The organism is Thauera phenolivorans (assembly GCF_001696715.1).
In the GTDB taxonomy this organism is placed as follows: domain Bacteria; phylum Pseudomonadota; class Gammaproteobacteria; order Burkholderiales; family Rhodocyclaceae; genus Thauera; species Thauera phenolivorans.
On record NZ_MBFM01000001.1, the window covers coordinates 15,630 to 39,756 of the forward strand.

At 64.0% G+C, this 24,127-nt stretch carries 21 protein-coding genes; 8 read left to right on the forward strand and 13 right to left on the reverse strand.

Translation table 11 applies throughout. The features are described from left to right. Window positions 1-20 precede the first annotated feature (20 nt). The 8 genes from BB334_RS00060 to BB334_RS00095 form a co-directional block, all read right to left on the reverse strand. Window positions 21-1,358, reverse strand: a complete 1,338-nt coding sequence (locus tag BB334_RS00060) for an SLC13 family permease (protein WP_068803088.1) — start codon at window positions 1,356-1,358, stop codon at window positions 21-23. 22 nt (window positions 1,359-1,380) lie between these two features. Beyond that, window positions 1,381-2,658: a 6-phosphofructokinase gene (locus BB334_RS00065; protein ID WP_068803090.1), complete on the reverse strand. Its 1,278-nt coding sequence runs from the start codon at window positions 2,656-2,658 to the stop codon at window positions 1,381-1,383. Between the two features lie 108 nt (window positions 2,659-2,766). Then, entirely contained in the window at window positions 2,767-3,420 is a 654-nt protein-coding gene (gene adk / locus BB334_RS00070; RefSeq protein WP_068803092.1) for an adenylate kinase, read from the reverse strand. Window positions 3,421-3,512: 92 nt separating this feature from the next. Beyond that, window positions 3,513-4,298, reverse strand: coding sequence for a 3-deoxy-manno-octulosonate cytidylyltransferase (gene kdsB / locus BB334_RS00075; protein WP_068804349.1), 786 nt, complete (start codon window positions 4,296-4,298; stop codon window positions 3,513-3,515). A 26-nt stretch (window positions 4,299-4,324) separates the two neighbouring features. Continuing rightward, window positions 4,325-4,519, reverse strand: a complete 195-nt coding sequence (locus BB334_RS00080) for a Trm112 family protein (protein WP_068803094.1) — start codon at window positions 4,517-4,519, stop codon at window positions 4,325-4,327. After that, a complete protein-coding gene (gene lpxK / locus BB334_RS00085; protein WP_068803096.1) occupies window positions 4,500-5,519 on the reverse strand; it encodes a tetraacyldisaccharide 4'-kinase in 1,020 nt (339 codons plus the stop codon). Before lpxK ends, BB334_RS00080 begins: the two co-directional genes overlap by 20 nt. A gap of 10 nt (window positions 5,520-5,529) precedes the next feature. Then, a complete protein-coding gene (locus BB334_RS00090; protein WP_068803098.1) occupies window positions 5,530-5,946 on the reverse strand; it encodes an ExbD/TolR family protein in 417 nt (138 codons plus the stop codon). A gap of 12 nt (window positions 5,947-5,958) precedes the next feature. Continuing rightward, window positions 5,959-6,567, reverse strand: coding sequence for a MotA/TolQ/ExbB proton channel family protein (locus BB334_RS00095; RefSeq protein WP_068803100.1), 609 nt, complete (start codon window positions 6,565-6,567; stop codon window positions 5,959-5,961). Between the two features lie 369 nt (window positions 6,568-6,936). Here BB334_RS00095 and xseA point away from each other — a divergent pair, with 369 nt between their 5' ends. Together xseA and BB334_RS00105 are read left to right on the forward strand one after the other, a co-directional pair. Continuing rightward, window positions 6,937-8,277, forward strand: a complete 1,341-nt coding sequence (gene xseA, locus BB334_RS00100; RefSeq protein ID WP_068803102.1) for an exodeoxyribonuclease VII large subunit — start codon at window positions 6,937-6,939, stop codon at window positions 8,275-8,277. A 151-nt stretch (window positions 8,278-8,428) separates the two neighbouring features. Then, complete coding sequence (locus BB334_RS00105; protein WP_068803104.1) at window positions 8,429-9,013, forward strand: superoxide dismutase; 585 nt, start codon at window positions 8,429-8,431, stop codon at window positions 9,011-9,013. A 462-nt stretch (window positions 9,014-9,475) separates the two neighbouring features. Here the strand turns inward: BB334_RS00105 and BB334_RS00110 are convergent, their stop codons facing one another. Together BB334_RS00110 and BB334_RS00115 are read right to left on the reverse strand one after the other, a co-directional pair. Beyond that, window positions 9,476-10,075 (reverse strand): hypothetical protein, encoded by a 600-nt coding sequence (locus tag BB334_RS00110; protein WP_068803106.1) that lies wholly within the window; start codon window positions 10,073-10,075, stop codon window positions 9,476-9,478. Further along, entirely contained in the window at window positions 10,072-10,509 is a 438-nt protein-coding gene (locus tag BB334_RS00115; RefSeq protein WP_068803108.1) for a helix-turn-helix domain-containing protein, read from the reverse strand. The genes BB334_RS00110 and BB334_RS00115 overlap by 4 nt, the downstream gene beginning before the upstream one ends. Before the next feature lie 408 nt (window positions 10,510-10,917). Between BB334_RS00115 and BB334_RS00120 the strand changes: the two genes are divergently transcribed. The 6 genes from BB334_RS00120 to BB334_RS17315 all read left to right on the forward strand — a co-directional run bounded on the left by BB334_RS00120 (window position 10,918) and on the right by BB334_RS17315 (window position 19,502). Further along, the gene (locus BB334_RS00120; protein WP_043746815.1) at window positions 10,918-11,781 is read left to right on the forward strand and encodes a PDDEXK family nuclease; all 864 of its coding nucleotides are present in this window, start codon (window positions 10,918-10,920) and stop codon (window positions 11,779-11,781) included. Further along, complete coding sequence (locus BB334_RS00125; RefSeq protein WP_158014323.1) at window positions 11,781-14,216, forward strand: hypothetical protein; 2,436 nt, start codon at window positions 11,781-11,783, stop codon at window positions 14,214-14,216. The genes BB334_RS00120 and BB334_RS00125 overlap by 1 nt, the downstream gene beginning before the upstream one ends. After that, window positions 14,209-15,732 (forward strand): AAA family ATPase, encoded by a 1,524-nt coding sequence (locus BB334_RS00130; protein WP_108722481.1) that lies wholly within the window; start codon window positions 14,209-14,211, stop codon window positions 15,730-15,732. Before BB334_RS00125 ends, BB334_RS00130 begins: the two co-directional genes overlap by 8 nt. Next, entirely contained in the window at window positions 15,665-17,458 is a 1,794-nt protein-coding gene (locus BB334_RS17310) for a TnsD family Tn7-like transposition protein (protein ID WP_083200207.1), read from the forward strand. The genes BB334_RS00130 and BB334_RS17310 overlap by 68 nt, the downstream gene beginning before the upstream one ends. A 419-nt stretch (window positions 17,459-17,877) precedes the next feature. Next, complete coding sequence (locus BB334_RS18560) at window positions 17,878-18,207, forward strand: helix-turn-helix domain-containing protein (RefSeq protein ID WP_158014324.1); 330 nt, start codon at window positions 17,878-17,880, stop codon at window positions 18,205-18,207. Further along, window positions 18,204-19,502 (forward strand): TniQ family protein, encoded by a 1,299-nt coding sequence (locus BB334_RS17315; RefSeq protein ID WP_157748567.1) that lies wholly within the window; start codon window positions 18,204-18,206, stop codon window positions 19,500-19,502. Before BB334_RS18560 ends, BB334_RS17315 begins: the two co-directional genes overlap by 4 nt. Before the next feature lie 243 nt (window positions 19,503-19,745). Here BB334_RS17315 and BB334_RS00140 read toward each other — a convergent pair whose 3' ends face one another. From BB334_RS00140 to BB334_RS00150, 3 genes are read right to left on the reverse strand one after another with little or no spacing between them, the layout of a single operon-like run. Next, on the reverse strand, window positions 19,746-20,942 hold the full coding sequence (locus tag BB334_RS00140) for an RtcB family protein (RefSeq protein ID WP_068803114.1): 1,197 nt from the start codon (window positions 20,940-20,942) through the stop codon (window positions 19,746-19,748). A gap of 48 nt (window positions 20,943-20,990) precedes the next feature. Next, window positions 20,991-23,471, reverse strand: a complete 2,481-nt coding sequence (locus BB334_RS00145; RefSeq protein WP_068803117.1) for a VIT and vWA domain-containing protein — start codon at window positions 23,469-23,471, stop codon at window positions 20,991-20,993. After that, entirely contained in the window at window positions 23,468-23,965 is a 498-nt protein-coding gene (locus BB334_RS00150; protein WP_068803119.1) for a helix-turn-helix domain-containing protein, read from the reverse strand. The genes BB334_RS00145 and BB334_RS00150 overlap by 4 nt, the downstream gene beginning before the upstream one ends. Window positions 23,966-24,127 lie beyond the last annotated feature (162 nt).

Genomic DNA, 24,127 nt, shown 5'->3' on the forward strand with positions numbered 1-24,127 from the left:
GCGTCGCCGCGCCGCCGCCCTCACCACAACGCGAGCATCACGGCTGCCGCGGCGACCAGCGCCGGATAGACCAGCACGGTCACCCACAGTCCGCCATGGATCATGGTGCGCTGGGACAGCTGCCCGGCGCCGAACACGATCGCGTTGGGCGGCGTCGCCACCGGCAGCAGGAAGGCGCAGGAGCAGCCCACCGCGACCATGACCGCCAACGGCGTCGGGGCCAAGTGCGGTGCGAGGCCGATGAAGAGCGGCACCAGCAGGGCCGCACTCGCGGTATTGCTGGTCACTTCGGTGATCAGCATCGCGAACAGCACCATCGCCGCCACGCAGACCAGGGCCGGCATCGCCGCCACCGGCCCGCCCACCAGGGACGCGAGCCACGCCGCAGCGCCACTGTCGCTCAGCACCTTGCTCAGGGTCAGCCCGCCGCCGAACAGCAGCAGTACGCCCCAGTCGGTACCGCGTTCGATGTCCTTCCATTCGGCCAGGCGCAGGGCGCACAACAGCACGAGCGCGAACAGCGCCACCGCGGCGTCGTAGCCGCGTTCCAGACCGATCAGAGCCCCGAGCGGCGCGCCCAGCATCCACAGCGTCACCACCAGGGCGAACACCCCCAGCATGCGCTTCTGCGCCGCTGTCCAGCTCGCGGCGGCGGGAGGCGGCGCCACCCGAACGTCGAGTTCCGGACGCAGCGCGCGGCGCAGGGCGAAAGCCATCAGCGGCAACAGCACCACCACGAGCGGCACGCCCCACGCCATCCACTGCGCGAAACTCAGGCCGATCGCCGCCGCCGCGATCGCGTTCGGCGGACTGCCCACCACGGTGCCGATGCCGCCGATATTCGCCGCAAAGGCGACGCCCAGCAGCACGTAGGCGTGGGTCGAGCGATGGCGTTCGGCGGGCAGCGAGGACAGCAGGCCGAGCGCGAGCGGCAGCATCATTGCCGCCGTGGCGGTGTTGCTGATCCACATCGAAAGCGCCGCGGTCAGCCAGAACAGCCAGCGTGAGGCGGCGTCGAGTCGGTCGCCCGCGGCGCCGATGACCTTCGCCGCCATCCAGCGGTCGAGCCCCTGCCGCTGCAGGCCGGCGGCGAGCGCAAAGCCGCCCAAGAAGAGGAAGATCACCGGGTCGGCGAACTGCAGCAAGGCTTCGTCGAACGCGAGCACGCCGGTCAGCGTCGCGAGCAGCGGCACCAGCACTGCGGTGACACTCACATGGAGCGCCTCGCTGACCCACAGCCAGGCCACCGTCGCCACCAGCGCCAGGCCAGAGCCGGCGCGTCCGAGCTCTGCGCCGAGCCAGAGTTCGAGTCCGGCGAAAAGCGCGACGCCGACAAGCAGCCGTAGCGTGCGGCTCATGTCGGATCCACAGCGTCGGCGCCTACCCGGCGAAGGGCGGCAGCGTGCGCGCCTCGGGCACCAGCTCGACCAGCCGATAGTCGGGCAGGCCACCGACGCTCGGCACCGCACGCTCGCCCTCGATCAGCCCCTCGAGGTAGCGGCGGCCGGCCGCACTCACATGCAGACCGTCGGCGCTGATGAACTCGGCCGGCACCCGGCGCTCGCGATTTGCGACCGTGGCCGCGTCGACCGGCACCACCTCCCAGCGATAGGGGCTGTCCGCGAGGCGGCGGATCGCGGCCATGCAGCCGTCGCGACCGGCGAGCGCGTAATCCACCGCGGCGGCGCCTACGGCGAGCGCCTGCGCGTGGTCGGTCGCCGATACCCAGTGGCCGGCGGCACGCTGCAGGTAGTCGGGTACCGCCCAGTGGTACTTGTAACCGAGCCGGTCGTGTATGAGTCGCGCCACCACGCCGCCGGCCCCCCCGAGCTGCACATAGCCCTTCGCGTCCCTCACCTGCTCCATCAGCGCCGCGCCGTCGGCGCTGGTCAGGCCCTCGGCGACGGTGATCGTGCAATAACCCACCCGACGCACGATCTCCTCGACCCGGGCGAGGAAGCGCGCCTCGTCGAAACCCGCCTCGGGCATCAGGATGATGTGCGGCGGATGATCCGGGTCCGGGCTGCCGTCCGCGGTCGCCGGCGCCGCCAGCGCGGTAGCCGCCGCCAGCCAGCCGACGTTGCGCCCCATCACCTCCATGACGAAGACACGGCCGACGCGGGCCGCCATCGACCCGATGTCCAGCCCCGCCTCGAGCATCGAGGTGGCGAGGAACTTCGCCGACGAACCGAAGCCGGGACAACAGTCGGTGCCCTCGATGTCGTTGTCCACCGTCTTCGGCACGCCGACGCACACCAGCGGATAGCCGCGGCGGCGGGCCTCGGCCGACAGCCGCGCGACGACGTCCATCGAGCCGTTGCCGCCGTTGTACAGGAACGCACCGATCCGGTGTGCGGCGAGGACGGCGAAGATGCGGTCGTAGAGCGCGGGCTCCGCAGCCGCGTCCGGCAGGTCGTAGCGGCTCGAGCCAAAGGCGCCGCCCGGCCGTTGCGCCAGGCGCTCGAGCGCGTCCTCATCGAACGCATCGGTGTCGACCAGCTCCTCCCGGATCAGCCCGAGGATGCCGCGCCGGGCGGCGAAGATCCGCCCGGTGGCCGGGCGCAACTCGCGCGCGCGCCGGATCACAGCGGCCGCGCTCGCGTTGATCACCGCGGTCACGCCGCCGGACTGGGCGTAGAGAATGTTGATGGACGACATCGATACCTCGGTTGCACTGGCCGCGCGCGGGGCGCGACCCAAAAGGAAAACGGCCGGCACCGTCCTCCGGTACCGGCCGCGTCACCGCTCCAGCGCGCTCGCGCTTCCTTACTTGAGGGCGTCGAACGCCGCCTGGGTGATGCTTTCGACCGGGCCGAGGCCGGAGATCTTTCGCACCTTCGGCGCCTTCGAATCACCCGAGGCCGCCCAGTCACTGTAGTACTTCACCAGTGGCTTGGTCTGGGCATGGTAAACGTCGAGACGCTTCTTCACCGTTTCTTCCTTGTCGTCGTCGCGCTGAACCAGATCCTCACCGGTGACGTCGTCCTTGCCCTCGACCTTCGGCGGGTTGTACTTGACGTGGTAGGTGCGGCCGGAGGCGAGGTGGGCGCGACGGCCGCTCATGCGCTCGACGATCTCGCTGTCGGGCACATCGATCTCGAGCACGAAGTCGATCGGCACGCCGGCATCCTTCATCGCGTCGGCCTGCGGGATCGTGCGCGGGAAGCCGTCGAACATGTAGCCGGACTTGCAGTCGTCCTCTTTCAGGCGGTCCTTCACCAGGTTGATGATCAAGTCGTCGGAGACGAGGCCGCCGGCGTCCATGACCTTCTTCGCCTCGATGCCGAGCGGGGTGCCGGCCTTGACCGCGGCACGCAGCATGTCGCCGGTCGAAATCTGCGGGATGCCGAACTTTTCCTTGATGAAGTTCGCCTGCGTACCCTTGCCCGCTCCCGGCGGCCCCAACAGAATCAGACGCATGTCCTACCCTCCCCTCGTTTCGGCCGCTTCGACGGGCCGTTTCATTGGCAAAGAAAGGCCGGAGCGCGCATCACGCACTCCAGCCGCTCGGTTCATATTCTAGCGCCATCGCCGCCCTCGGCGGCATGGAGCCGTCGTACCCGCTCGAGATCCTCGACGGTATCGACGCCGGCGGCGGGCGCTTCGGCGAGTTCGACGACGCGGATGCGGAAACCGTGCCACAGCGCGCGCAGCTGCTCGAGCGCTTCCCACTGCTCGATCGGCGAGGGTTCGAGCGCCGCGTAACGATGCAGGAAGCCCGCGCGGTAGGCATAGAGGCCGACATGGCGCAGCATCGGCAGGCCGGCCGGCAGGGTGTCGCGCACCGTCGCCCAGGCGTCGCGCGCCCACGGGATCGGCGCGCGGGAAAAGTACAGCGCGCGCCCGGCACCGTCGCACACCACCTTGACCACGTTCGGATTGAAGGCTTCGCCAGCGTCGGCGAGCGCATGGGCGGCAGTGGAGATCGCCGCTTCGGTGTCGTCCGCCAGTGCCAGCGCCGCAGCGGTGACGATCGCGGGGTCGATCAGCGGCTCGTCACCCTGGACATTGACCACGATGTCGTCATCGCCCCAGCCGAGGGTCGCGGCCACTTCGGCGAGCCGGTCGGTTCCGCTCGGATGGTCGCTGCGCGTCATCACCACCTTCCCGCCGGCGGCCTCGACCGCCTCGCGCACCGCCTCGTGGTCGGTGGCGACCCAGGTTTCCACCGCGCCCGCCGCCTGCACGCGTTCGAGCACGCGCACGATCATCGGCCTGCCGCCGATGTCGGCGAGCGGCTTGCCGGGCAGGCGCGTAGACGCGTAGCGCGCCGGAATCACGATGCGGAAGGCCGGCAGCGCGGCCACAGGCTGGCCGGCCACGATCAGGCCTTGCGCAGCGCGTCGACTTCCTCTGCGCTCATCGTCCGCGCCTCCTCCTCGAGCATCACCGGGATGCCGTCGCGGATCGGGAAGGCGAGGCGGTCGGCCTTGCACACGAGCTCCTGCTTGTCCCGGAGGAAGTCCAGGGGCCCCTTGCAGAGCGGGCAGACGAGAATTTCAAGCAGTCGGGGATCCATCGTTCAGCTTCTCCAGGATGAGTTCGGCAGCGCCCGCGCCGATCTGCGCCCGCACCGGGAACTCCCAGCAATCGTCGGGCGCGAAAGCGGCGCATTTTACCGCATCCTTGCTCGTCATCACGATCGGCTGAGCGCCACCGAAGTCGAGGTCGGCGGCAACGAAGCGATGATGATCGGGAAATGGGTGGGGAACGACATCGAGCCCCAGCGACGCGAGTTGGTCGAAAAAACGTTGCGGACGCCCGATGCCCGCCACCGCATGAACCCTGCGCCCGGCGAGCGCGGCCGCCGGCAGCAGCCGGTCCGGCACGGTCAGGGAACGGAAGGCGGCGCCCTCGAGTTGCATCGGGAAAACCGGGGCGGCATGCAGCGCCTCGCGCAGCGTTGGCGACAGATCGCCATGGGCGATCACCAGCTCGACCGTGGCGAGCCGCGACAGCGGCTCACGCAGGGGTCCCGCCGGCAGCGGCCAGCAGTTGCCGAGCACGCGTTCGTCCACCACGGCGAGCTCGAGGTCGCGCGCGAGGCGATAGTGCTGCATGCCGTCATCGGAAATCAGCACGTCGCATTCGGGATGGGCCTGCAGCAGCGCCTGCGCCGCGGCCGGCCGGTCGCGCCCGATCGCCACCGGGCAGCCGCACAGCCGCGCGAGCAGGACCGGCTCGTCGCCGTAGCGCACGGGGTCGCCGTCGGGCGGCACGAGCGCGACCCCGCCGTCCTGCCTGCTGCCGTAGCCACGGCTGACGATGCCGGGCCTCCGCCCCGCGATGACGAGCGCGCGCACCAGCCACTCGACCACCGGCGTCTTGCCGCTGCCGCCGACGGCGATGTTGCCGACCACGATGACCGGTACCGGCAGACGCACGCTGGAGAGCACGCCGGCGCGGTAGAGCCGACGGCGCAGGGCGGCAAGGATGCGGAACAGAAGGGAGAGCGGCAGCAGGGCGAGTGCCGCCGGATGGTTGCGGCGGAACCAGAAGGCAGGTGCCTTCGCCGCCACCGTCAGAGCCTCACTGCGGTGTGCGCGTGGCGAAGCTGATGTGCGGCAGGCCGGCACGCTGTGCCGCCTGCATCACATCGACCACGCGCTGGTGCGCCGTCTTGGCGTCGGCGTTGACCACGACCACCGGCTCGCCGGTGCCTGCGGGCACGGCCTTGCCGAGCGCAGCGGCGATCGTCTCGACGCTGCTCGCCTCCACCGGCTGGCCATCGACCAGCACATCGCCCGCCGCAGTGACCGCGACCACGATCTCGTTGGCGGTGGCCGCCCCGTCGGCTTCGGCGGTGGGCAGGTCGATCGACAGACCGGAAATCTTGGAGAAGGTCGTGGTCAGCATCAGGAAGATGATGATGACGAGCACGACGTCGATCAACGGGATCAGGTTGACCTCGGGCGCCTCGCTGCGGCTGCCGCGGCGGAAGTTCATCGCGGTCCGTCCTCAGACCCGGCGCTCGCCGTGCGCCACTTCGACCAACTTGATCGCCTGTTGCTCCATGTCGATCACCAGGGAATCGATCAGGGCGCGGAAGTGGCGCCAGAAGATCATCGACGGAATTGCGATGATGAGGCCGAGGCCGGTGGTGTACAGCGCGATCGCGATGCCCTGCGCGAGCTGGGCGGGATTGGCGCCATTGACGCCCTGCGAGGCGAAGATGTCGATCATGCCGACGATGGTGCCGAACAGGCCGAGCAGCGGACTGATCGCGGCGATCGTTCCCAGCGTGGTCATGTAGCGCTCGAGCTGGTGGCTCACCGCGCGCCCGGCGTCCTCGATCGCTTCCTTCATGATCTCGCGCGGGCTGCTGACGTTGCGCAGCCCGGCGGCGAGCACGCGACCGAGCGGCGAATGCGCGTCGACCCGCGCGATCATCTCCCCGGTAACGCCGCGTCCGCGCAGATCGACGAGCACCTTGTCGAGCAATCCGGGCGGCACCACCCGAGAACGACGCAGGCTCAGCAGGCGCTCGGCGATCAGCGCGACGGCTATCACCGATGCCAACAACAGGGGCCAGATCGGCCAGCCGACAGCCTGAATGATCGCGAACACGCGCTGGAACCTCGTCCGGAAAAAAAGCGGAACTCTAGCGCCCCGCCGCAGGTGGAGCAAGGCCGCCACCCCGTTTGGCGCCGGCGAACCCTCATCTGAACTTAACTTGGCTGCAATCTCCCAGTAATCCACAGAAGCTGTGGATAAGTTTGTGGACAGATACTGAATGTCGCCCCGAAAGGCCGGCGACACAAGCGATTCACCTGCTTAGATGCAAAATTGTGCAATACAAATCTCCTTTTTAATCATACAGTTATGCCTCACTCTCTGATTCATCAAGGACTTAGCGACTGACCCTTGACAGCCCGGAGACGCTGTGGATTCCGCTACAATCCCGGACCGTCGACCGCCCAGCGCCAGCCCTCCCGCATGCAGGAAAACCCGCCCCCTCCGGTACTTACGGTATCCGCCCTGAACCGGCTCGCGCGCCAGGCGCTCGAGTCTGCGTTGCCCATCCTGTGGGTCGCGGGCGAGGTCTCGAACCTCACCCGCGCGGCCTCCGGCCATGTGTATTTCACCCTCAAGGACGAGAACGCCCAGGTGCGCTGTGCGATGTGGCGCAACCGCGCGCAGCTCCTCCCCTTCCGCCCCGAGAACGGCATGCGGGTCGAGGCGCGGGCGCTGGTCACGCTCTACGAGGCGCGCGGCGACTACCAGCTCAACGTCGAGGCACTGCGTCCGGCGGGGATCGGCAACCTGTTCGAGACCTTCAACCGTCTCAAGGCCAAGCTCGCCGCCGAGGGGCTGTTCGATCCCGCCCTCAAGCGCCCGCTGCCCCGCTTTCCGCGCGGCGTGGGTATCGTCACCTCGGCGGCGGCCGCCGCGCTTCATGACGTGCTCGCCGCGCTGCGGCGCCGCGCGCCTCATCTGCCGCTGGTGCTCTACCCCGCGCCGGTGCAGGGCAACGACGCCCCGGCAAGACTGGTCGAAGCGCTCGAACGCGCCGGTACGCGCGCCCTCGAGGACGGCATCGACCTCGTCCTGCTGGTGCGGGGGGGCGGCAGTATCGAGGACCTCTGGGCCTTCAACGACGAGGCGCTGGCACGGGCGATTCGCAACTGCCCGCTGCCGGTGGTCTGCGGCGTTGGCCATGAGACCGACTTCACCATCGCCGACTTCGCCGCCGATCTGCGCGCTACGACGCCCACCGCCGCGGCCGAGCACGCATCGGCAGGCTTCCACGCCGCGCGCGCCGACCTCGCCGCGCTTGCGCCCCGCCTGTCGCGCGCGCTCGAGCGCCGCCTCCTCGGGTTCGCGCAACGGCTGGACCGTGCCGCCTTGCGCCTGCTGCATCCGCGCGAACGGCTGCGCGCGGCGCGCAGCGACAGCCGTGTGCTCGGCCAGCGTCTGCAGGCTGCGATGGCACGCCAGCTGGAGCGAGCGCGCGAACGCCAGGGACGGCTCGAGACGCGTCTGGCGGCGCGGCGCCCGCAGCTCGGGCGCGAGCGCGACCGTGTCGCCGCCCTCAAGCTTCGCATGGCGCGGGCTGCAGCGCAGATGCTGCAGGCGCGCCGCGAGCGGCTCAACGCTTTCGCTGCCCATCTGCAGCACCTCGCCCCGCAGGCGGTGCTCGGCCGTGGCTATGCGATCGCACGCGACGCCGGGGGCCGCATCCTGCGCTCGAGCCACGGCCTGTCGGCAGGTGAGGTATTCAGCGTGGAGCTGGCCGAAGGCGGCATCGACGGTACCGTCTCCCGCGTCCGCGACTGAACCGGCGAATGCCCCCGACGCCGCGCCGAACTTTCGAAAGTGCGTCGATCCACCTATGATGGAACGGCCTGCGATTGTCAGCGCCGGACAATCCCGACTAAGATAGTCTGGCTTTATTCCAACAGAAACCGATTGTCAGGAGAGAAAACGTATGGAACACACCCTTCCCGACCTGCCCTATGCCAAGGACGCCCTCGCGCCGCACATTTCCGCCGAGACGCTCGAGTTCCACCACGGCAAGCACCATCAGGCCTACGTCACCAACCTGAACAACCTGATCAAGGGCACCGAGTACGAGAACCTCGACCTTGAAGCCATCGTGAAGAAGGCGCCGGCCGGCGGCATCTACAACAACTCGGCCCAGGTCTGGAACCACACCTTCTTCTGGAACTGCATGAAGCCGAACGGCGGCGGCGAGCCGAATGGCGCGCTCGCCGACGCGATCAAGGCCAAGTGGGGTTCCTACGAGGAATTCAAGAAGGCCTTCCAGGCCTCCGCCGTGGGCAACTTCGGCTCCGGCTGGACCTGGCTCGTGAAGAAGGCCGACGGCTCGGTCGACATCGTCAACATGGGCGCCGCCGGTACCCCGCTGACCACCGGCGACACCGCGCTGCTCTGTATCGACGTGTGGGAACATGCCTACTACATCGACTACCGCAACCGTCGCCCCGACTTCGTCGCCACCTTCCTCGACAAGCTGGTGAACTGGGACTTCGCGGCGAAGAACTTCGCCTGATCGAGTCCGCGTGTTTCTGGACAATATATTCGTAACATGGACAATATATTCGTAACTTTTCCAGAAGCGTTGGCAATATATTCGTAAAACAAGCGGGCGTCATAGACGCCCGTTTCTTTTACTACTGCATTCGACGCCGCTGTATGTGGCTTAGCTGATAGGGATTGGCTCCGTACTCGACCCGGACATAGCGGCTTCAGACAAGGCTGTGGTGGCAGCACTCGCGAACAAGTCCTCGTTGAAAGGGTGGTGCTCTGCGGTGATCACCCATCTCGATTGACGCTGAAAGTACTGCCGTCCGTGGCGCGCGGGAGCAAGACTAGTCTGCATTTCGTGGCTGGGAGCGAGCTTTTTCTTCCGCCAGAAATCGGCAAGTGCGCTCTCGCCAATCAAAGACTTTGAGCAGAGCAAGCACGGCGCTTATCCGTCGACTTTCGTCCCAAGAAGCTGCCCTGTGGCCAATCACTCAGCCCTTAGGACCAGCCAGGGATAGCGTGACGCCAGAACATGTGCAACCCGTGCCCGACCCCAGGCCGAGTCATAGATTTCGCGCGCAATCCACCCCAGCAGGGATCCCAGGGTCGAGCTAATCGCGATCCCAACGACGCTGGTCGAAAAAACGTCCCACGCGAGCCAGAGGGCAACCAATGACGTTGCGGACAATACCGCCATCATTACCTTTGCTCGACGATACGCGGTCCATGAGGGCAGAGCGACCTCGGTTCTTCCGTCGTTAGCAAAACGTACGACACGGAAGACATTGATCACCCGCTGCTCCTGCTTGGTGATCTCGCCACGAGCGAACAGGGCATCAACAAAGGTGGAACAAAGCGCAACACGGGCGTCTGGGACTGGCTCACGGCGAAGCACACCCCAAAGCCGCTGCTTCCAGTTTCGACGCGCGAAAATTTCGACGACCCGCTCGGCGGCAATCCGATCTTCGTAGCCCGCGGCCAGACGGTCGATCATCGCGGCCCCCAAGTTCTCGGGGCCTTTAGCTCCGCGAGAGAGCTTCGCCAGTTCCGACCTGATCCACCGGAGATCCTCATCTTCGGCGCTCATCGCCCCCCTCCCTGAGTGACTTCTGTCCCCGATGCGGCATTACGGTCCCCGAGGTCGGGACGCGTGACGCCGCTGGCAGCCTCGATTACCGCCAGAAAGACGCTAACGAGTTGCTCATCAGAGAAACTCCTGCCTTCCTGCCGGGCGAGCTTGAGCACGAAGCCGAGCGCGTGGCGCAGTGTTTCCGTGTCTTGCCTGATGCCGGTAGCCAAGTATCCAACGTCGACCCGGTGCTGCCGCAGGGACTCCAGATACTCAGTGGTTGGCCAGTGACGTCCTTGTTCATACATCCACTGGGAGGCCTTGCTGACGCCACCCAGCATGCCAAAGGCCTCTTGTGACATCCCGAGCCGCTCACGCTCGAGGCGAAGCCGCTCTTGAAACGTCGGGCGGCCATCGCTCAGGTTGCCGGCTTGTTCGATTGGTTCGTTCATTTGAGCCTCATCCGTCCATCTCGAAAAAATTCTACTGGACTATTGAGAAAGAACTTGAACTTTCTGCTACATGCGTCAGAATAGTATTAACTTGTTAATACTTATTGTGTGACTCATGCAGCCGCGGGAAGGATGGCAGCCAAAGAAGAAGCCGCACGGCGATGTGCTTAACGACTCTTTGCAGGCCGCACGCGCCCCGCTTCGACCGCCTGCTAGTCGGGCCGGAACGCCATCGCGTAGAGGAGATGATCGATGACCTGCTCAACGAGGAATCAAGTCTGCGTGCCGATGCGCTGCGACATGCGTCAGCGCCAACATGACCGTCACTGGGCCACTTAAATGGCTCGCGCGCCGAAGGTAACTTGGGATCGTGTCGCAACCCTGATCGCCGCCGGCCACGGAAGCGGTTTGGACGAGTTCTACCAGCCAATCCTGCAGATCAAGCGCTGGAACACCTCACCGGTGTCGGTGCAGGTGGTAGAAACGCTCCCCCCGTTCCGACGCCGCTGCCACTTCTTTTCTTACTCCGAATACCACATGGCCCTGCTGTTTAGCTGGGCCGGTGCCTTGATTCGTGAGCAGTTCCCAGCCTGGCCCTGGCCGCATTTTCACCCTGAACACGGGCGTAACTTCGAGGATGACGCGTTGCTTGCACGGTCACCTGGAATGATCAAGATTTGCCGCGACGCGGGCATCGGCCATGGGACTTTTGTTGGTACTGACATCCCCTACATATGGTCAATTGACCTCTGCCTCACCCTACCTTGGATCGAGGTGCCGGCCCAACGTACGGTGCTGGCCAGCATCAAGCCACTAGATTCCGATAGATACCAGCACGTTGACCCGCTGGACCGTGGCCCGGAAAAACTTGAAGGGGAGCGCCGTTACGCGCGACAGCTCGGCGTCGGCTACATCGTTGCCGATAGAACTCAGTACGCCGGGCCGCTCTTCGCCAATCTCGATCTATACCGGCGCGCGGCAACGCTGGCCCCTAACAGTCGACTCGCGTCTGCGCGAGACAACCTTCTGGTGGGGCATGCCCAAGACCTACAAGCACAGCCCATTGCCGACAGCATCAGGCTCGCCGCAGAGGCATGCGGCATAAGCCATGCAGACGCGACCACCCTACTCCATCACTGCCTTTGGACTCAGGCCATCGACTGCGACTTGTCGCGCGATATCCATCCCGCGAAGCCACCACCTCGGGGCGGCCGACGCCTGCGCAAAGCTGTCCGGGACGTCCTCACCCGACACGCTCTTGGGAGGTCATAATGACGGCAGCATCGCAACGAGTTCCCATTCCCGGCGAGATCCTCACGCCCACCCAGCCCAAGGTGCTCATCGCAAAGACCATGCGGGTATTGCTGGTAGAACAAGGGGAACGCGACCGAGTCGTTCTAATTGCAGTGGAACCGATCACCTCGCGGGGCAGGAAGTATTTTCAAGGCCCGATCACTTTGCGGCTTTCAGATGTTGAAAAGGACCTCGCTCTAAAGCGTTGCCGAATCGTCGAAGGTGGAGTGGCACCCCGTCCAGACTCGACTGCAAGTGATGAAGAGCTTGATCGAAAGTACTGCAGGGCTGGGCAGGAAAAATCAGGAACCCGCCAAAAGCGCGAGCAGCGCTGGGCCCTGATCGAGCCGCTGGTCCGTGACTTTGACAGCCGCACTCGGCTACTCGACCGACAGTTTCGCGTGGCGACAATCGCAGCCCGTGCCGCCGAGTTGTCAAAGAAAAACGATCTTGCTGTTAAGAGGCTGACCCGTCAGATCAACGACCTACTGAATCAGTACTGGGCCGGAGGGAGCACTAGGGGTGCGCTAACGCCGTTCGATGATGCCCGCGGGGCACGCGGAGAAGAGCGTACGCAACGAAAAAAACTCGGGCGCTGCAACGCGCCGACGAAAGCCGGAAATAGCGGGCAGGAAGGGTTCGTGCTCTCCGATCACGACAAAGACATATGCGGATTCGGCTGGCGCAACTATTACATTCGCGGGAAGACCGTCGCGAAGGCGCTGCGCCGCACTTGGCGCGAATTCTATTCCGATATCACGACCAACAAGCGCGGCCAGGCTGTGCACACGCTCTACCCCGCGAACCAGCGGCCAACACGCAGGCAATTCGAAACCTGGGGACGCCAGCGCTCGCCTGGCCACGAGGCCTGGAAAACCCAACTCACAAAATTCACCATGGCGCGGATCGATCACGCGCTATTGGGTTCCGCGAACGACAACGTGACCGCGGTCGGCCAGCTCGGCGCCATGGACTCCACGGGCGTCGACATCAACTTTGTGAGCGTCCTCAATCGCATCAAGCGAATCGGTGGCGCACATCGCATCCTGATCATCGACTCCAAATATGGCTACATCCCGGGCTTTTATCTGGGTCTCGATGCACCCAGCGCCACAACAGTGCGACTGGCAATGCTACATGCAATCTCCGACAAGACTGAGTGGCTCGCGTGGCTTGGGCTGGAGGAACAGAACCCTGATGACTGGTTGAAGATACAGTTTGCCCGCCTGGTTGCAGACAACACGGACCTGCGCTGCACGGCTGTAGAGAAATGCCTCCAGGCAATCAGCTGTGGTGTCCAATTCGTCCCTGTTGCTCGCTCAGACATGAACTCCACTGTCGAGAGCGCTCACCACATCGTTCATCGCGCGTCCGACCACAACATGCATGGAACGACGCACGGCAAGAAAAAAGAGCGCGGAGAAGCATCAGCCGACGAGGACGCCTGCCATACGATCATCGAAGCCATTCGTGAAACAGCGCGCGTGATCCACGCCCACAACACGATGCCGCTGGACTTAATTCCGACGCTGGCTGCACATCGCGAGCTGGTCGCCCAGGGTATCCCACTCACCCGCCTGAATCTAACGCGATGGGATATTTCTCGTGGCAAAGTGGCAACCAGCTTGATCGGCATCCAAGAGGCGCGCATGAAGTTGCTTATGCCCATTCGCGGAACATTCACCAAGAATGGCGTCAAGTTGCTACGCCCGGACCGCGGCGACAGGCGCGAATTCATCGAACCCGTACGTTACATTGCCCGCGATAAGGATTTCGTGCAGCGCACCATCCGCGCGAGGGTCATGCGCGGCCGCGTCGCTCCCGAGAGTTGGGACGACGATTTCCTCCACGACCCGTACCACCCCTCTCACATTTACTACCGGGACCCAGTCAGCGGCCAACTGATGGAGTTGGACGCCAAAGTAAACAGCGACGACTCGGAGCGCCTCGTTGAGTGTTCCCTGCCCGACATGTTGGACCTGATAGACACCTGCAGCCTCGACCGCTTCAACGCTCGCGTCGGCCGCGATGATGCCATGAGCGCCCTGGAGGACGCCCAGGACCATACCAATCAAGAATCCAAGGCAGCCTACCAGCGGGACCTCGACGAAGCGCCGAAGAAGCCCTCCAAGGCGGGGATGAAGCGTGACAAGAGAGCCACCCGGGAAACTGAGAAGGCAGCATTAGTCTTTGGAATGCCCGTACTGCCAGCTACTGACCCTATCCAGGCTGACTCCCAGCCAACCGATGAGCCCGCCCAACCTCCTTCGCCTGATGACACCGAAGGCCGCGCTCCTGAGGCCGAACCTCCGAGCGTCGCGACTCAGGCGCTGCCGCCGAGCCCGACGACCAGCGCATCGCCTCTGGTCCAGAGCATCTTGAGACGTATCGCAGAAAGGAGCCGCAATGCCTGACAGTACCGAAGCTAGCAGCACTTGGATAAGGCAAAGAAATCCCCTTACCGACGGTCTCCCGCGTTTCCCCGACCTCGACAGCATCGCGGCGGCACTCGCCTTCGATCCACTTGCCGGAATCGACGTCAAGTCACTTGATATAGCAACTCGAATTGGTCTTCTCAATTCGGAGAAGTCTCCTCTCCAACCTACATCTGTCAGTGTCCAGTGCGCGCTCGCCTGGCAAGGCATGCTGCTGACCGGGCTTGATCGGCGAAATCCACTCAATAACGCCGCACGCCTCGATTATTGGCAGACGTTAATGAATCCGGGACGTTCGGTTTCCCAGCCACCCAAGCTGCCGAGCAAGGGCATGGCCATCCACGTTGTCAAGGGCCCCACCGGGACCGGAAAATCCGTCACAGCGGATCGGTTTTGCGCACTTTATCCGCAGCAGGCTGTTGAGCGTGCCGGGTGCGAAGCTGCTGGCTTCAAACACTTGCTACAATTGATCTACCTGCAAGTCGACATGAGCGCGGACGGCACGCGCGGCGGATTTATTACTGGAACCCTGCTGCAAATGGACCGCGCCTTGGGAACAAACTACGCGGCGTCCCTTAAGAAACAATTTCGCACCGTTGAACAGCTGACGGTTGCACTGATTGCGAGACTCATAGCGCACCACACGGGCATCCTATTTATAGACGAGGGGCAACTGAGAAACCTCGTGCAATGCGGGCACGCCGACCTGATCCAACTGTTCCTGCTGCAACTGATGAATAGTGGAATCCCGACCGTCTTCGTGGGCAATGAGCGAGCATTTGACTGGGTCGAGTACAGTCAGGACCTTTCGCGCCTGAAGTTGATTCCAGGTGCACGGTTTTCGCCCCCGGGGTCGCTGATTCCCGGTGACCCCCGATCACCGAGTACCCAGCACGCCAAGCTTCTTGCCGATGCCGATGCGCAGACGCTTGTCGACGGGATCATGTCTTACTACCTCCTGAAGGAGTCACCGCAGCGGCCTGAGGAGTGCATCCAGACTTTGCTTCAGCGCAGTGGCAGCATCGCGCGCCTCGGCCTTACGCTCTGGACAAGCGCCCAGTTGCAGGCACTTCTCCTGCACGGTCGCGAATATGTGACCCCCGAGGATATTAAATCGGCTTACAACTCGACGGACTTCGACGCTCTGCGGCCGTTAGCCGACGGCTTCAATTACCGCAAACCCGAGTTGTTTGCGCATTATCCGGATGTCGCATCAGCGTTTTACAGAAAGATCTGGGGCTTCCCGGCCGACGAGAGCGCTTCCGCTACCGCTTCGGCGCGGCAACCGACGCACCCCCCGAAGCAACCGAGGCCTCGCAAGAAATCAGGCAAGTCGAAGTTAGCTGCAGAAGAGACCCGCGAAGCCAACGCTGCCAAGGAGCGCGAACGCCTCGAAAAGACGCTCAAGGAAGAAGACATGCGCAAGAATGGACTGGTCCAGCACGCGCTTGAAGGCCTCGCAGAGCTTCGTGAGAGCTCTGAAAAAACGTCGTGACATGCTTCCAGCACTGTACGAGGGAGAGACACTATATTCGCTGCTCACCGCCACGCAGCGCTTGCGCGCCGATTCAAGGGCCGAAGTAACCTGCGCCACCTTGTTTGGAAGTCCAGTCGCCGGACTGCGGCATGACTTCCCGAGCCATCTGGACGAGTTCTCCCGACGAACTCGCGGCGTTTTCGGGACACCTGAGGTGCTCGCGATGCAGCACTCCGTGCTTCCCTACTTCACGGCATTCCGCAATCAGGACGTTGTTGATCGCGCGATCATTGCAATGGCAGGAAACACGGTAAATCGCCTTAAATTCATACTCGGTTTACCGGCAAGTCCGGCTGGCGCCAATTACCCACTTAGTTTCTGCAAGACCTGCACTGACGTAGATATCAATCGCGATGGTCGCGCCCATTGGCATCGCATTCATCAACTTCCTGCATCTTATCTGTGTCCGATTCATCACGAACTCCTCCTCACCTCAGAAGTGAGGCTCAATGGCCTCGGCCGGAGCCAGCTTTTCTTGCCCGGTGATCAGGATCTGAATGTGCGGGCAACGGCATTGGAGCTGACACCTGATGCCTTACCCATCCTTCGCCGCTTCTCTGCTCTCAGCGCCGCGACACTCACCAAGTCGCTGCCGGGCGGATTTAACGAGGCTTCACTGCAGGCATGCTATCGATTTGGCCTCACGCAACTGGGATTGCTGACTCCAGCAGGTTTCATCCGTGCCAACGACTTCGTTAGCGCAGTGACTGCACACTTCCGGCCAATCTCGTCGCTCTCACCCTTCCATCGGGTCGTCTCCACGTCCTGTTCAAGCAGTTTGTTAAGGCTCATCAGGAAGCCACGAAACGGCATACCGACGTTGACCCACTTGGTGCTAATTGAATTCCTGTTCGGGGACTGGGAAAGATTTGTCTCGGCTTATCGGTGGGAGAGTCAGTTGTCGCTCTCCTTCAACTGCACCGACCTCCTTACGTCGCGCGACGACGAATTACCCCCAACTGACTTCGCTTCAGCGCTGAATCGTATAGCCGACGGCTACCGGACGAACCAAGGTTCCCTTCGGGCGTTGTGCACCGCTGAGGGTGTCGACATCAACACCGCGATGCGCTGGATCGGGCGCCTGGGTCTGGCCGATATCTCACGCCGGCCGCGAGTGGTAACCAATACGGTTAGGAGATTGGTGGTCTCCTTACTGGAGGCAGGACACCCACTGCGTGACGTTTGCGCCCAGACCTCCCTGTCGAAGTCGACCGTCGACCGAATTCTCAACGACAACAGCACGCTGCGTGCAACCTGGAAGGCAAGCGCTTTGGAACGTCGTCGAAAGATCGAGCGAGATCGCCTCGATGACTTTCTCGCGCTGAACCCCGAGGCAACGATGCCAGTCGTCCGGGCGACCACTGGAATCGGATACAGTTGGCTCCTTCGCCATGACCGACTATGGCTGCGCAGTCGAGTTCGAAAATCCGTACGCACTGGCATGGCTGAACACAAGCGTGTCCCTCGGGTCGATTGGTCCGGACGCGACGCACAATGCCTGGCGGCCTTGCAGATCGTCGCCGAGAGCCTGGAATTGTCCGCCAATGAGATTCTAAAGGCGCCTGCAATCCTCCGGCGACTGCCCAAGCTGCCATTTAAGCCACGCCTTGAGCGCCTCCCCGAATCCCGGAAATACATCGAAAGCCTTCTAGACGACCTACGCGACCTCAGAGCCGCTAACTGAAGAGCGCGCGTCGGCGTGCATTATCGTTCTCGTAGCCCAAGTCAGCGTCTGTGGAAACCACCGGTACCGGGAAGGCCCTCCCCCGCTTCGCCAAACGTCAGGCTCTGAAGGTCGGCAGCCAAAATACAATCGCGGGCCCAACCGGAACCCCACTCCTTGAGTGGTCCAGGCAATGTTGGCTAACCGATTCCTTGCGAAGGATGCCCGAATCCGAAATTCGCCCAGAGCGCCACGGCTCAGTTGATCCGTATCGCTCTCCGATCGCCCGACCAAAGCATAACCATGTCCATGCTCTATACGCGGTTCTTGGAATGGATCGATCCTTGGTGATCGATAGCAGGCTCACGGAGAGATAGATTCCCCTTGCATCCGCATATACTTTTATGTATTTTGTGGTCATGCACGGGACTGAATCTACCTTGCCCATCGAGGAACTCTCTCGACTCGTCAGGTCAATGGGCATACATCAGGACGAGATCGCCTTGGCGACGGGCGTGACACAACCTCATGTCAGCCGCGTGTTGTCGGGAGGGGTTTCTCCGACCGCAAAAGCTTATCGGCGTATATGCGCATATGTGGTCAGCCGGAAGAGCCCCATCTCGACACTCCGAGTGGCACAGAACCAGGAGCTGGTCAGCGCGATCGCATCTATCTGGGATGGTTCGGAAGAACAGGCGCGGGCGCTTGGGGCCGTCATCCGATCATTGGCGCCGTTGCTTACGCTCTACAAGACTGGCGATCCGAAATGATTGTCGAGGATGCCGTCCGCCTCGTCGGGAGGACCTTACATCCGCGATGGCTGCAGCGTCCAACCATCCTGCCCGACGAACTGGCACACAGCTACGCACTGCGCGTCCTGGTGCTGAATGAAGCCGACTCTCTCGAGTCGTTGATCGCTGCCGTATCCGCCGATGGTGTAGTTGATCCCAAAGTCCCCAAGGCGCAGTTTCTCGCATGGGTCGCCGATGTGGACGTTTCGGAGTTTTTACGGTTTCACACACTCGCCCCCTTTCAGCAGGCCTTCACGTGCGGCGCGACACCCCATTCCCATGGCGAAAATCGGGAGAGCCACCTACGTTATGAAGCACTCCGGGTCAAAGTGCCATCCTTCAGGATCTGCGATGCTTGCAAGCAAGAAGACCTGGCATATTGGGGATTTCCGATCATACGGGTAAGTCACCACATCCCTGGGGTCGAATGGTGCGAGAAGCATGCGCAACCACTGATCTCCACGGGTTTCGACACACGCCACATCTCCCGAATCCAGAGATTCTCTTGGACGGCTGCTCCATCAGATTCAACGGAATGGCCTGGCCCGCAGAACGAGGTCGTAGAACGGTACGCTGCCATCTCAACGGCCCTGATGGCGAGATGCGAGAGTATGCCCGTGAGACAAGCCAGCGGCATAATTGCGGCCCGTGCGAAACAGCAAGGGCTGCGGAGGGCGTTAACAGGAAAACGGAAGATTCTTTCTGACTTGGTACTCGAGACAGCGCCGAGGGACTGGATCGCTCGCCTTCTCCCGTCCTTTCTCAGCCAGAAAACAAGGCCAGGAGTCTTTGCCGCGTCCCTGGACGGCGTGATGAAGCCTGCGACCATCTGCCGACCCGAGGCCTACGCCGTCGCACTGGCGGCTCTTTACAGTGACGCGGACGAGGCGCTCTCGGACTTGACCAACGCGCAGGAGGCACCAGAGTCGCTGAAAGTTCGCGCAAAGCGCTCGCGTCCCAGTGGGAGCAAACCGGCCGGGGCTCACACGGCCACTGAAGTCGCCGAGGCCTATTTCCGTTCGAATTTCAGTAACGCGGCGATGGCAAAGCTACTGGGGGGCTCGTGCACCTGGATAAGATCACTCTTGGTGCGGCTGAATCTTCCACCGGCGAGCCTCATTGGAAAGGCACGCAACCGAGCGGCTTTAATGTCTTTCAAAGCTGGCGCGAACATCGACTCGGCTTGCACTTCGGCTGGCGCGTCGGTCACAGACCTCGTAGATCTGCTCCGGTTTGACCTTGACCTCCTCGTGCCCTTGATTCGCCGGGGCTAAGCTAACCGTTCGCATATCGCTGCCACTCGAACTTCTGTGGAGTTCTACACCGGACCGCAGGTCGTTCAACAGCATGCAGGCGGCGCTCATCGACCCCTGGCGCCCACGAACCTGCAGGTCACACATCGCCCATGCAGCCATCCAGACGCTGCATTTGATGAGCATTCAGCACGCCGTCTGCCTGCTCAATCAGGGTTGCGCACCTCGCAAAGCGCCGAGCCCACCCGTCCTTGGTCACCACGTCTACCCCTTCACGCACACCACCTGCTTCAAGGTATGCAGGATCTCGGTCAGGTCGCGCTGGTTGGCCATCACTTCGTCGATGTCCTTGTACGCCCCGGGAATCTCATCGACCACGCCTTTGTCCTTGCGACAGATCACCCCTTCGGTCTGGCGGACGAGGTCGGCCTCGGTGAAGCGCTTGGTCGCGGCCGTGCGGCTCATGCGCCGGCCGGCACCGTGCGCGCTGGAGCAGAAACTCTCAGCGTTGCCCTTGCCGCGCACGATGTAGCTGCGCGCGCCCATGCTGCCGGGGACGATGCCGAGCTCGCCCTCCCCCGCACGGATCGCGCCCTTGCGCGTCACCCACACGTCAGCGCCGAAGTGGTGCTCGCGGGCGACGTAGTTGTGATGGCAGTTCACCGCCTCGGTCGTGACCGTAAACGGCGGCAGGTGCCGCGCCAGCCCCGCGAGCACGAGATCGAGCATTGCCTGGCGGTTGGCCATCGCGTACTCCTGCGCCCAGTGCACCGCCTCGACGTAATCGGCGAAGTGTTCGCTGCCCTCGGCAAAGTAGGCCAGATCGCGGTCGGGAAGGTGGATCATGTGGCGCGCCATGTCCTTTCTCGCCAGCTCGATGAAGTACGTCGCAATGGCGTTACCGATGCCACGGCTGCCCGAGTGCAGCATCACCCAGACCTGCGCATGCTCGTCCAGGCAGACCTCGATGAAGTGGTTGCCGCCCCCGAGCGTGCCCATCTGGTTCGCCCACTTGGAGAACTTGCCGAAGGCCTTGAGCAGTTGCGGGTGGCGCTCGGTCAGGGCCTTGAGGCCGGACTCGAAGGGCCGCACAGCCTCGACCAGCACCCGACCGTCCGCATGCTGGTCGCGGCCGACCGGCACGTCGCGGCTGATCTGATCGAACACCTTCTTCAGGCGCTTCTCGTCGATGTCGCTGGCGGTGAGCGACAGCCGCGCGGCGACCATGCCACAGCCGATGTCGACACCCACCGCCGCCGGGATGATGGCCTGGTGGGTGGCGATGACCGAGCCGATGGTCGCGCCGATGCCCAGGTGCACATCGGGCATGGCGGCAACGTGGTGGTGGATGAAGGGCAGGCTCGCGATGTTGGCGAGCTGCGCCTTCGAGCCTTCGTCGATGTCGTCGGTCCAGATCTTGACCGGCGTGGCGTTCCCGTCGAGAACCTGTTTCACGGGCATGGGGTCGTTCCTCCCAATTGCTTGTCGACGCGTGGCACCTGCAATGGGCTAACCAAGCGCCGTCACCTCATCCCGAAGGTCAAACACGCAGTCGGGCCAGCTCTGCGCGCGGAGCGTACCTACAAACACCTGCAGGCGCGCGACGATCGGCTCGGCCGCAGGATCGTCCTGTCTGACCTTCAGCGCCGCGCCCGCTGCCACACCTTGCGCCAACGCCTTGAGCCGACCCAGCGTGCCGGTGTCCGACAGCAGCGCTTCGTGCAGATCGCGCTGCGCCATCACCTGAACGAAGCAGACGACTACGCGGGCCTCGCCCTCCCCTTCAGCGAGCACGAACTCGAGCCAGTCGAGCACCGCCGCACCGACACCGATTCGGCGCAGCTCGGCATAACCTTGGGGCCATTCGGCCTGCGGGTGACTGCGCAGCCACTGTGTCAGGCCCAGCGGGGTAAGACCTGTGTAATGCGGCTCGGCACGCCAGTAACGCGGGTCGTCCCGGGGTGGCTGCCCGGCGTCCTGGTTCGAGCTTCGGCGCAGGAAAGCCGGGATGTCATAGGTCCCAGCCTTGTTGGGCGTATCGCTGCGATCCGCACGTCGACCCGAGCGCAGCACCACAGGCGCATCGAAGGTATCGTCGAAGTCGAGATACGCACCGCTTGCCGCAGCCGGTGAGCTGTAGTGCTCCGGCGCCTCATTCACGCTGAGCGGCGCCATGCAGGGCTCGTCGCAGAAGTCGAGGCTGCCGAGCCCGCCAAAACCGGCGGGCAGCACTGAGGGCACCTTAACGAGATCGGGCATGTCCGCCGGCTTGTCAGCTTCGGAAAGCGTCTCGACGAGCAGGAAGTGCGTCAGTGGGCTGACCAACTGATACGCGACGGCGAGCTCGAGCGCCTGAGGCGAATGGACGCCCTCAGCGGTGAGCAGGCCTTCGATCTGCGCGGCCACGGCCATCCGGCTGAGCGCCGCATCATGTTCGGCAGCAGTCAGGCTGGCCTCGCTCAGCGACTCGGGCGCCACGGCGTGCGTGCGCGTCCCGACCAGACGCACCGTCCCATCCGGCACCTGCGCGAAGCGTGCCCACACGGTCACCGCGTCGCCGTCGAACACCGAGCCGGGTAGCGCGCTCATCCACACGGGCTTCGCACCGGCCGGCCACACCAACTCCAGGGGCGCCATGCGCTGCGAGCGCAGGCGCGCAAACATGCGCAGGACGGCCGGTTCCACAGTCTCTCCGGGTGCGACGAAATCGCAGGCCCCGCCGGTCTCCTCGGCCAGGCGGCGCAGCACACCCTCGGCCGGAGCGCTGCCGATACCGACCACGAACACCCGGTGGCCCAGGGCACGCGCCTTCTCCACCGTGCGCTCGATGGCGTGGATCTGGCCATCGGTGATGAGCAGCAGATCGACCGGCGCAGCCCTCTCCTCAGCACCGAGGCTTGCCGCTACAGCGCCGGCCAGCGCCAGCGTGGAGTCCAGCGCCTTCTCCATCTCGGTACCACCCAGGTCCGCCTGCAACCCGGCCGCCCAGCGCTGCCCGGCCAACCGGGTCGCGGGGCTCGTTCGCCACAGCGCGCGCGAGCGGTGCTCGACGGTGCTGCCGAACCGCGACAGCGAGAACCGCTCGCCCTCGTGCAGGCCAGCGACGATGGCCTGCAGCGCGCGACGTGCGGCGGCAATGCTGTCGCCCTGCATCGAGCCGGAACAGTCCACCAGGATCTTCACTGCGAGCGGATGTTCCGCCGCTGGCACGCGCGGGCAGAAGCTCGCCAGCACGCTGACCGCGTCGGGCTGCACCGTGTCCTGCGCGCACAGGGCGAGCGAATCCTGTGCGACCTCATCGAGCACGAGGATGAAGTCGCGATCAAGACAGCCACCGCGTGCAAGCGACACGACCATCGCCGTCGTCTCGCCCTCACCTTTCAGGCGCATCGACAGCGGATGGCTCGGCGAGCCGATGCGGGCGCGTGCGAGGGCGCCCTCGACGCGCAGGCTGAGTTCGAACGGATGCACGACCATCAGATCATGCTCGACCACCTGGTGCGGCTTCAAGCCGGCATCGGCCACGGGATTGCCATAACGCGGGGCGATGACCGTGGGCACCACCAGGCGCAGGCCATGCTGCTCGAACTGGAGCACCTGGGCGTAACGTAGCCGCACCACGCAGGTCTCCCCGGGTGCGAGGTTGCCCAGGTTCAGCGTGTAGCTGTCATCGAAGTTCTGCTCGAGCAGGATGGCGGTGTTGCCTTCGGCAAGGGCGTCCTCATAGCCTTGCTCGGCCTGCTTTCGCTCGACGACCGCACCGGACAGGCGGCGATCGCCGATCTGGACTTCGACCCCGAGCAGGACGGCCGCCCAAGGCAGCGGGAAGGTGCATACGAGCTCGACATGGCGCTGGAACGGGTTGGCAAAGCGCTGCTCGAGGTTCGCCTCGAAAAGCGTGCCACGCAAGCTGCCTTCAAAGCGCACGCCCTTGAGCGTCAGTGCCTCACCCGCGCGCGTCTCGAGCCGTGCCGATTGCTGCTTCATCATGGTTCTCTCGCCTGTCGTTCGTTCTTGTTCGTGTTCGCCGGATCCGCCGGCGAAGCACCGTCGTCTTCGCCCTGTGCCGCCTTGAAGGCAGTCATCACGCCCTCGACGAACTGACGCACCGCCTCGGGACTCAGCCCCGCCCGCTGCGGATCGATCACCACCTCGACGCCGTTGGCCACCGCCAGATGGCTGCACACCGACACGCTGCCGATGGCGCGTTCGCGAGGCGGCACCGGCGGCGGGCCACCGTGCAGCAACTCGCGGATGCGCTCAAGGGACACCCCTGCCGCCGTCCACTTCTTGATCAGCAGCAGTTGCTCGAGGTGCTTGCTCCCGTAGCGGGCCGCCCGGGTCTCGCCCTGCGGGCGGTCGACCAGGCCGATCTGCACGTAGTAGCGGACCGTGCGAGGCGGCAAGTCGACCAGGACGCAGAGATCGGCGAGCGGGTAGCTGGGCGAGGGGTTGTCGGACGTAACTGTTCGAGCCGTATTCATGCAGTCAGTTTATACACCTTTGGTGTTCATATACAACTGCGAGAATGGACCGTGCGAGGACGGGCCGACGGCCGCTTGATATCCTGTCGTCCGGATCGAGGGGCGGAACCCTCTGAGCTCCCCTACGCACGAAGTTGAGTGAACAACCCTCGAGCATCCCTG